At 38.3% G+C, this 8,529-nt stretch carries 10 protein-coding genes; 4 read left to right on the top strand and 6 right to left on the bottom strand.

Annotation, left to right across the window (positions count from 1 at the left end; translation table 11 throughout):
* Positions 1 to 407 precede the first annotated feature (407 nt).
* Positions 408 to 551, top strand: coding sequence for a Hok/Gef family protein (locus tag DK858_RS04995; RefSeq protein ID WP_071788551.1), 144 nt, complete (start codon positions 408 to 410; stop codon positions 549 to 551).
* Between the two features lie 72 nt (positions 552 to 623).
* Here DK858_RS04995 and alr read toward each other — a convergent pair whose 3' ends face one another.
* The 4 genes from alr to DK858_RS04975 form a co-directional block, all read right to left on the bottom strand.
* Entirely contained in the window at positions 624 to 1,847 is a 1,224-nt protein-coding gene (gene alr / locus DK858_RS04990; RefSeq protein ID WP_109396442.1) for an alanine racemase, read from the bottom strand.
* Between the two features lie 343 nt (positions 1,848 to 2,190).
* The gene (locus tag DK858_RS04985) at positions 2,191 to 3,447 is read right to left on the bottom strand and encodes a PTS ascorbate transporter subunit IIC (RefSeq protein WP_006533327.1); all 1,257 of its coding nucleotides are present in this window, start codon (positions 3,445 to 3,447) and stop codon (positions 2,191 to 2,193) included.
* Positions 3,448 to 3,457: 10 nt separating this feature from the next.
* Positions 3,458 to 3,745 (bottom strand): PTS sugar transporter subunit IIB, encoded by a 288-nt coding sequence (locus DK858_RS04980; protein WP_069367973.1) that lies wholly within the window; start codon positions 3,743 to 3,745, stop codon positions 3,458 to 3,460.
* Between the two features lie 29 nt (positions 3,746 to 3,774).
* Entirely contained in the window at positions 3,775 to 4,218 is a 444-nt protein-coding gene (locus DK858_RS04975) for a PTS sugar transporter subunit IIA (RefSeq protein WP_109396441.1), read from the bottom strand.
* Positions 4,219 to 4,445: 227 nt separating this feature from the next.
* Between DK858_RS04975 and DK858_RS04970 the strand changes: the two genes are divergently transcribed.
* Entirely contained in the window at positions 4,446 to 5,492 is a 1,047-nt protein-coding gene (locus DK858_RS04970; RefSeq protein WP_109396440.1) for a LacI family DNA-binding transcriptional regulator, read from the top strand.
* On the opposite strand, the gene yfcD is transcribed toward DK858_RS04970, so the two are convergent.
* Entirely contained in the window at positions 5,489 to 6,031 is a 543-nt protein-coding gene (gene yfcD, locus DK858_RS04965; protein WP_099073791.1) for an NUDIX hydrolase YfcD, read from the bottom strand. The genes DK858_RS04970 and yfcD overlap by 4 nt on opposite strands.
* 198 nt (positions 6,032 to 6,229) lie before the next feature.
* Here yfcD and DK858_RS04960 point away from each other — a divergent pair, with 198 nt between their 5' ends.
* A complete protein-coding gene (locus DK858_RS04960) occupies positions 6,230 to 6,844 on the top strand; it encodes a glutathione binding-like protein (RefSeq protein WP_109396439.1) in 615 nt (204 codons plus the stop codon).
* Positions 6,845 to 6,910: 66 nt separating this feature from the next.
* Positions 6,911 to 7,816 (top strand): TIGR01777 family oxidoreductase, encoded by a 906-nt coding sequence (locus DK858_RS04955; RefSeq protein WP_109396438.1) that lies wholly within the window; start codon positions 6,911 to 6,913, stop codon positions 7,814 to 7,816.
* Positions 7,817 to 7,929: 113 nt separating this feature from the next.
* Here DK858_RS04955 and DK858_RS04950 read toward each other — a convergent pair whose 3' ends face one another.
* Positions 7,930 to 8,511 (bottom strand): UbiX family flavin prenyltransferase, encoded by a 582-nt coding sequence (locus DK858_RS04950; RefSeq protein ID WP_109396437.1) that lies wholly within the window; start codon positions 8,509 to 8,511, stop codon positions 7,930 to 7,932.
* Positions 8,512 to 8,529: the final 18 nt, after the last annotated feature.

Raw genomic sequence — 8,529 nt, 5'->3', positions numbered from 1 at the left:
GATTGATCTTTAAAGCCCTGCGGGCTTTTCGCCTTATATCCCCGCTCGCATTGGGCGAGGGTTTACGGCGTTTTTCGCTAAAATCCGAAGCAATTTCAACACTCAACAACGTCAGTTCTGTCTCCTTTATAAAGGAATGTCAAGAGAAACCCCACCTATAAACACCCCACATAAAAACAACTAACATATTGATTTTAATCGTTTATTTATATTGTTTTTATTCAAAAAAAGATAGGAATGAGGTCGATTTCTGTTAGTATGCAGGTGGGTGCTTGGATCATTTTGGTTCAAGCATTTGCGAGCGCCAAAAAGACGAAAGCCCCGAATTCTATTTTATTAAAATCCGAGGCAGTCTCAACGCCACACAACGTCGATTCTGTCTCCTTTAAAAAGGAGAGTCAAGAGAAATGACTAAATTTGCCCTGATAGGGCTGATTGCTGTCTGCATGACAGCACTGTGTTTATCATTACTTAGACATGAAAGATTATGCTCTTTCAATATTCGTAGTGGTCATACAGTAGTTCAAGCGACTTTATCTTGCGATAAATAGCTTTGTGGGGGAAAGTTCCCCCACAATTTCTCATGACACGTTGTTGCGTTTTGTGGTTACAAGCACCCTACTTTAATCCACTAATACCCGTTTGTTGGTTGCACCCCATAAAATCGACATCTCTGTAAATAGTGCACCACTAATATCTTCAACTTCTTCAGCGGTAATTTCACTATTACCTTGCTTACCAAAGAATACAACTTCATCCCCTGATTTGATATTTTTAAGATCGGTAATATCAACAATCACCGTATTCATTGACGTTTTACCTAAAACAGGCACACGTTGACCACCAATTAAAGCATGTCCTGCATTACTAAAAACGCGGCGATAGCCATCTGCATAACCAACAGGAATATTCGCTAGCACAGAGTCACGTTTTAATGTGTAAGTGCGGTCATAACCAACAGTATTGCCCTTAGGATAATAATTAATTGAAGCAATATTAGATTTAAACGTCATAACACGTTTGTAGTCTGTACTTGCAATTGTATCACCATAAAAAATTCCGCCTACACGCACCATATCTAGCCATGATTCAGGTACAGTAATTGTGGCAAACGTATTTGCCATATGCAGAGTGACATCTTGACGATTTAGCCCAGTAACTTCCAATACTTTTTGTGATTGCTGTTTAAAACGAGCTAGATCTTCTCTTACTTTATCAGCATCTTCTTCAGGATAATGAGACATTATGCCAACCACTTTTAAGTTAGCTAATTGGGCAATTTGCTTCGCCTCTTCAAGCCCTGCGTTGTTATTAACTTCTAACCCATTGCGAGACATTCCACCTGAATTTAAAGCTAAATGAATAGGAATAATTCTATTTTGTTGTTTAGCAATAGTATCTAATTTTTTAGCCATATCTAAGTTACCAATCAATTCTTCCACGTTGTAGCTTGTCGCCTGAGCCATTTCTTGCTCTGTGGCATTACGCACACGCATTAAACGACCTTGGAATCCTAGATCTCGAACTTCTTTTAGCTCTTGGTTATTCGTTACACCAATGCATTGCACATTATTTTCAATCATAACAGGTGCAACTAATGATAAATCATGACCATATGCATCGCCTTTTAACACCGCACAAAGAGAGGATTTATCACCTAACAGTGATTGGACTTTTTTCACATTAAAATCGAGCGCACTACGTGAGATTTCAATCCATGAATTATTCACGATTGCTGGTTGAACTTGAGCCGTTTCAGTCGCTGGTGGATTGTGATTAACTGGTTGTTGACAAGCAGTAATAATAAAAAGTGGTAACAACGCAAGATATCGAATACCGAAAGACATCTTCTTTTCCTTAGTGATTGTGATGATAAACCTATTTTTATAATTAGGTGCGAAAATATTCACAATGTGAATATTCACTCAGGATGATAGCATTATTATTCACAAAATAAACATATAAATTCATAAAAATGAAATAGTGAAATAAGTGATAATGATGAGAGAAAGGGAAAGGAATTATAGATGTAATTTCTGTAAAAATGCAGTTTATTCCTGAACATATAAGGAACACGCTGCTCATATTCGATTGAATCTATATAGAAAATTTAAATACAGTATTTCTACAAAAAAATGCCCGACTAATTAAAAAGTCGGGCATCTAATAAAATTCTATTAATAAATATTATTAACGAACAATAATACCTAACAGGATACCAATAACACCAAAGTCTGCATCACTAAATGTGGTATTAGCAATACCGATATCGCCAAGTACTGGTAAAAGGAATACAGGTAAGAATGTAATTAATAAACCTTGAACAAAAGCGCCTAAAATTGCACCGCGACGTCCACCAGTTGCATTACCAAATACCCCTGCTGTTGCGCCCACAAAGAAATGAGGAACAACCCCCGGAATGATCACTGTCCAATCTAAGGCATACAGAATAAACATGCCAATAACACCGGCTGCAAAACTACTTAAAAAGCCTACTAATACGGCATTTGGTGCATAAGGAAATACTACTGGGCAATCTAACGCGGGTTTGGCATTAGGTACTAACTTATCTGAAATACCTTTAAATGCGGGAACAATTTCAGCAATAACCATACGCACACCTTGCAGAATAATATAAACCCCTGCTGCAAAGGTTATCGATTGCATCAATGAGAACATAAACCAGTTTTTACCACCACTGACTTCACGAACAAAAGTATCGCCCGCAAATAAACATGTAATGATAAAAATAATGCCCATAGTGAAAGCAATAGCTACGGGTGTATCACGTAAAAATAGTAGGCTTTTAGGAACATTCATCTCTTCTGTTGAATGCTCTTTATTACCAAATTTACTACCGATAAAACCAGCAACGACATAAGAAATAGTAGAGAAGTGTCCTAATGCAACATCATCGGAGCCAGTAATTTTTTTCATATAAGGATGTGCAATGGCTGGGAAAAACACCATTGAAATCCCAACAACTAATGAACCTACCGCAACTAATACTGTACCTTCTAAGCCCGCAGTTGCCAAAATAACCGCCACCATCATCGACATAAATAATGTATGGTGACCTGTTAAGAAAATAAATTTCCACGGCGTTAAACGTGCAATTAAGATATTAATCAACATGGCAAAAAACATAATTAATGCCATCTCTTTACCAAAGCTCTTTTGTGCAATAGAGACAATTGCCTCATTATTAGGCACAACGCCTTGAATACCGAATGCATGTTGGAAAATCGTTGAGAAATCACCCAGTGAGTTAATCACAAGACCAGCACCCGCACCTAAAATCACAAAACCCATAATGGTTTTTACGGTACCTTTAATACATTCTGTAACTGGTTTTTTTTGGGCAATTAAACCAATCAATGCGATCAAGCCGACTAAAATAGCTGGCTCTGAAAGCACATCACTCATTAGAAAGCGGAAAAAGTCCATGATAGGCTCCTTATAACGCGCCTAATTCACGTAACGCGACTGAAAGCTTCTCTTTCATCGCCACTTTATCAATCATGTTATCCAGTGAAACAACCTTTCCATTTACTGCTTGTGAATTAAGTTGCTCTGCAATATCACGCGTACCGACATAGATATCACTTGGTGTACCTTTTGCTGATCCCAGATCAACGTGATCGACTTCAGCATTTACAGAAAGATCTTTTAAAATGCTTTTGATGCTCATTTCCATCATTAAGCTACTACCTAAACCATTTCCACACACAACAGTAATTTTCATGATATTCCCCTTGGTAATTTAAATTGTTATTAATAGTTGTTGATAACAGATAAGACATCCACTTTGCTTTTCGCATTAAATAGCTTTTGAATATCTGTATCGTTATCAAAAAGTTCTGCTAATTTCATAATGGCATTAATATGGCTATCGTTATCTGTTGCAGCCAAAACAATCAGTAATTTCACTGGATCGTTTTCGTCTGCACCAAACTCAACACCTTGCTCAACAATAGTTAAAGCAAGTGAAAGTTGATTAACACCATCTTCGGGGCGCGCATGAGGCATAGCAATCCCAGGACCTAATACATAATATGGACCTATTTCCTCGTGTGATTTGTAGATTGCATCAATATAACGAGGTTCAATATAGCCTTTATCTATTAATGGCTGACACGCCACTTTTACAGCCTCTCGCCAATCACTAACGTTTGGGATCACTTGCACCACATCCGGTGTTAATAACGTTTTAAGCATATTTATAACCTCGATCAGACTCTCTTTGAGCTTTGTTATTAAGGATAGTAATCATTAATGGTAGCGCTATCTAGATAGATCATTCGTAATTGTGATAGCGCTATCATTTTAATGAAATGTTAATTGCAGAAAATGCCAACAATTGACACTGTATTGTTTCAGCATAATAGGAAGATTTCAGGTAGGATCTGCCGTTAATCAAATAGGCTAAGCAAGCATAATTACAGATGATCAAAACACGTAAGCGCCGAAATACAGGTCGCGTCACATTACAAGATGTCGCTAAACATGCAGGAGTCGGCTCAATGACTGTCTCTCGTGCATTGCGCACCCCTGAACTAGTTTCTGATAAATTACGAGAAAAAGTTAATCAAGCAGTAGAGGAACTTGGCTATATTCCTAATGCTTCGGCCGGTGCTTTGGCTTCAGCACAAAGTCATATTATTGCAGTCCTGTTGCCCTCTTTTACAGATAGAGCCAGTACAGATTTTATGCAGTCTTTACAACAAATACTCAATCGCCATCAGTATCAAATTTTAGTTGGTTGCTATGAACATCAACCTCATAAAGCCAATGATGTGATTAACATGCTATTGCAAAGTAATCCTGCTGCATTAGTTGCCTTTGGTTCACAGCTGAGCCCAACGCATTTTTTACATATTAGTAATGCCAATGTGCCTGTTGTCAGTGTTGCCAGTCAATCAGATGAGCAAGCGGCTATTAGTATTGATTGTTCTTATGAGCAAGCTGCATATGATTTAACAAACCATTTAGTCACTCAAGGAAAGCGTTGCATTGGTTATATTGGTGCGTTACAAGGGCAGCGCTCGCACCACCAGCAAATAACAGGTTGGTCACGTGCGTTACTTAAAAATTATTTAAATGCTGAGCAAAGTGTCACTACGCCAGATCCCGCGTCTATGGCATTCGGTCGGCAAGCATTAACGGAGATTTTATTGCGCCAACCGGAGCTAGATGCGGTTATTTGTAGTCATGAGAGCATTGCGCTGGGTATGATTTTTGAGTGTCAACGTCGATTGATTAAGATCCCTCAAGATCTGGCCATTGCTTGTTTAGAAGGCTCTGAAAATAGCGATCAGATCTCACCTTCCCTCACATCAATTCATTTTGATTATCACAAAATGGGAAAAGAAGCAGGAAAACATCTGATTGCACTTTTACATCGTTTAAAAGACGAAGATGATAACGCTATATTCGAAGATACCGTTATCAACTATGCTTATCGATTTGAGTTAGGGCAAAGCACCCCTTAGTCTACGGTTTCCCTACTTTCTAAACGTGTACTATTGTTACGCGTTAACCAAAGAGAAAGGGCTTTTAATGAATCAGGTGTGAATTCATCACAGCGTTCAGTAATTTCAGAGGGAGTTAGCCAACATACTTCCTCAATTTCTTCTGCTTGCAGAGCGAAAGGCCCATGAGAAACACAGCTAAACAAACTTCCCCATACACGACAACTTTCATCATCATAATAAAATTGACCATGCTCAGCAAATGGGACTCCAGCAATACCTAGCTCTTCTTCTGCTTCACGACGCGCACTTTCAAGTAAATTCTCACCTTGTTGAACCACACCACCCGCAGTAGCGTCTAACCAACCAGGGTAAAAATCTTTTATTTCAGTTCGACGTTGTGCCAAAATTTTTCCCATGCCATCATGAACAACGATGTAAGTTGCTCTATGTCTTAGATTTTCAGCTCGCATTTGTTGACGTGTTGCTTGTGCAACAACTTCATTTTTATCATCAACAATATCAACCCATTCAACCAATGCCGTCTTTTCTTGTTCCATCCTCAACAAACCTTTTTTAACCGATACTAAACGATCGTAATTTTTATCCTGAATATACCAAAATCACTATTTTTCACCACTACAATAATCATACGTGACTTATTTTATCCATCTTGCACTTTTTTGCTTTTTATGATGTTAGAAGGCAGACTGTGATTATGTTGTGTATTTAGTGCCTACTTTATTTTGGAGCTTTTAATGATTGACTTATATTATGCAGATACCCCAAATGGCCAAAAAATAACGCTTTTTCTTGAAGAAACAGGCATACCTTATCAGTTACATCGCATCGATATTAGTCAAGGCGATCAATTTAAACCTGAATTTTTAGCCATTTCACCCAATAATAAAATTCCCGCAATTGTAGATAACTCACCTATTGATGGAGGTGAACCTATCTCTATTTTTGAATCAGGTGCTATTCTTATCTATCTAGCTGAAAAAAGTGGCAAACTACTCAGTCAACATTTACGAGAAAAAACAACACAACTACAGTGGCTGTTTTGGCAAGTAGGTGGTTTTGGTCCGATGTTAGGACAAAATCACCACTTCACCCGTTATGCCACAGAAAAAGTCCCTTATGCAATTAAGCGTTATACTGAAGAAACACAGCGTCTATATAGCGTATTAGAGAAACGATTAGCGCAATCACCTTATCTTGGTGGAAAAGAGTACAGCATTGCAGATATCGCTACATATACATGGGCTCGTTTGCACGATCACCACAATATTGATTTAACAAATTATCCTGCAATTAATAAATGGCTAAACAACATTAATCAGCGTCCAGCAACAAAAAAAATCTTTGGATAATATAATCAATTCATATATCAGGATGATATTTATTCTTTATCAAGCAAGCAGATCAGGAGGATTGTGATGAAAATACTTATCACTGGTGGTACAGGATTAATAGGCAAAGCACTAGTTTGTGAGCTAGCACTTGCCAATAATGACATTACGGTGCTTTCTCGTTCGCCTCAAAAAGTTTATTCGCATTTTTGTAATGAAATCACCTGTTGGACTCAACTCAACGATAAACAGGATCTCAATGAGTTTGATGCCGTTATTAATCTTGCTGGAGAGCCGATTGCTGATAATCGTTGGACACCTTCTCAAAAACAAAAGCTGGTTAATAGTCGTTGTCATTTAACCCAGAAATTGGTTGATTTGATTAATGCTAGCGACTCCCCACCCGCTGTTTTTATTTCTGGCTCAGCCGTCGGTTTTTATGGTGATCAAGGTGATACACGAGTCACAGAAGAGACACCTGCAAATCCTGAATTTACACATGAGCTTTGTGCAAAATGGGAGCGTATTGCGCTTGAAGCTCAAACACCATTAACTCGAGTTTGCTTGTTGCGTACAGGGATTGTACTTTCAACTCTCGGTGGCGCACTACCTAAAATGAGTAAACCCTTTAAATTAGGATTAGGTGGCAAATTGGGAAGTGGAAAACAATATATGCCGTGGATCCATATTGATGATATGGTCAGTGCAATTGTTTTCTTGCTTAAGACCCAAGATGCTAAAGGCGCTTTTAACTTAACAGCGCCTAACCCAGTACAAAATAAAGAGTTTACTCGCCTGTTAGGAAAAGCGTTTAATCGCCCAGCCTTAATGACAGTTCCTGAAAGTGTATTACGTCTAGTGATGGGAGAAAGTGCTACATTGGTGTTAGGTGGACAGCAAGCGATACCTGAAAAATTACTCAGTGCTGGCTTTGAATTTCGTTACCCACACTTAGAAGAGGCACTAAAAGATATTATTACCACAGGAAAATGATCTCTTTTTCTATTCTCAATAGTTGGAATAAATACTCTACTGAATAGATGCTTTAAATAATTCAAGATGCAACGTTGTTGACTACGTTGCATCTTGAACTATGACGAATATCTTTAGCGAGCAGGCTTATCCCCTTCCCACCGTTGAAATAAGTCATCAGGTAAATCAATCTCAAACTGATCAAGCACACGATTCACAGTTTGATTAACAATATCATCAATAGTTTTAGGCTGAAAATAGAATGCAGGTACAGGTGGCATAATAACAGCACCTAGTTCAGATGCTTGTGTCATCAATCGTAGATGCCCTAAATGAAGTGGTGTTTCACGCACACACAAGACTAGTTTACGCCCTTCTTTAAGTACAACATCTGCTGCACGAGTGACTAACGTATCTGTATAACTATGAACAATACCTGATAGGCTTTTGATAGAGCAAGGTAATATGACCATTCCATTGACACGAAATGAACCAGAAGAGATAGATGCCCCAATATCGCGATCGTCATAAATCACATCCGCTAAAGCATAAATATCTTTCAGCGAATAATCGGTTTCTAATGAAATAGTACGGCGTGCAGCTTGGCTAATCACTAGATGGGTTTCAACTGATGGCACAGATTTTAGTATCTCTAATAAACGTATACCATAAATTGCACCGCTGGCGCCGGTTAGCCCAACTATCAGCTTTTTCATTATAATCCTCAGAATATA

Source organism: Proteus faecis (assembly GCF_003144395.1).
GTDB lineage: Bacteria > Pseudomonadota > Gammaproteobacteria > Enterobacterales > Enterobacteriaceae > Proteus > Proteus faecis.
This window is presented reverse-complemented; position numbering and strand designations above follow the sequence as displayed.

Excerpts from the sequence above, each read along its gene's own strand:
- DK858_RS04995 (WP_071788551.1), top strand. The coding sequence starts at position 408 with ATGACTAAATTTGCCCTGATAGGGCTGATTGCTGTCTGCATGACAGCA.
- alr (WP_109396442.1), bottom strand. The coding sequence starts at position 1,847 with ATGTCTTTCGGTATTCGATATCTTGCGTTGTTACCACTTTTTATTATT.
- DK858_RS04985 (WP_006533327.1), bottom strand. The coding sequence starts at position 3,447 with ATGGACTTTTTCCGCTTTCTAATGAGTGATGTGCTTTCAGAGCCAGCT.
- DK858_RS04950 (WP_109396437.1), bottom strand. The coding sequence starts at position 8,511 with ATGAAAAAGCTGATAGTTGGGCTAACCGGCGCCAGCGGTGCAATTTAT.
- DK858_RS04960 (WP_109396439.1), top strand. The coding sequence starts at position 6,230 with ATGATTGACTTATATTATGCAGATACCCCAAATGGCCAAAAAATAACG.
- DK858_RS04980 (WP_069367973.1), bottom strand. The coding sequence starts at position 3,745 with ATGAAAATTACTGTTGTGTGTGGAAATGGTTTAGGTAGTAGCTTAATG.
- DK858_RS04970 (WP_109396440.1), top strand. The coding sequence starts at position 4,446 with ATGATCAAAACACGTAAGCGCCGAAATACAGGTCGCGTCACATTACAA.
- DK858_RS04975 (WP_109396441.1), bottom strand. The coding sequence starts at position 4,218 with ATGCTTAAAACGTTATTAACACCGGATGTGGTGCAAGTGATCCCAAAC.
- DK858_RS04955 (WP_109396438.1), top strand. The coding sequence starts at position 6,911 with ATGAAAATACTTATCACTGGTGGTACAGGATTAATAGGCAAAGCACTA.
- yfcD (WP_099073791.1), bottom strand. The coding sequence starts at position 6,031 with ATGGAACAAGAAAAGACGGCATTGGTTGAATGGGTTGATATTGTTGAT.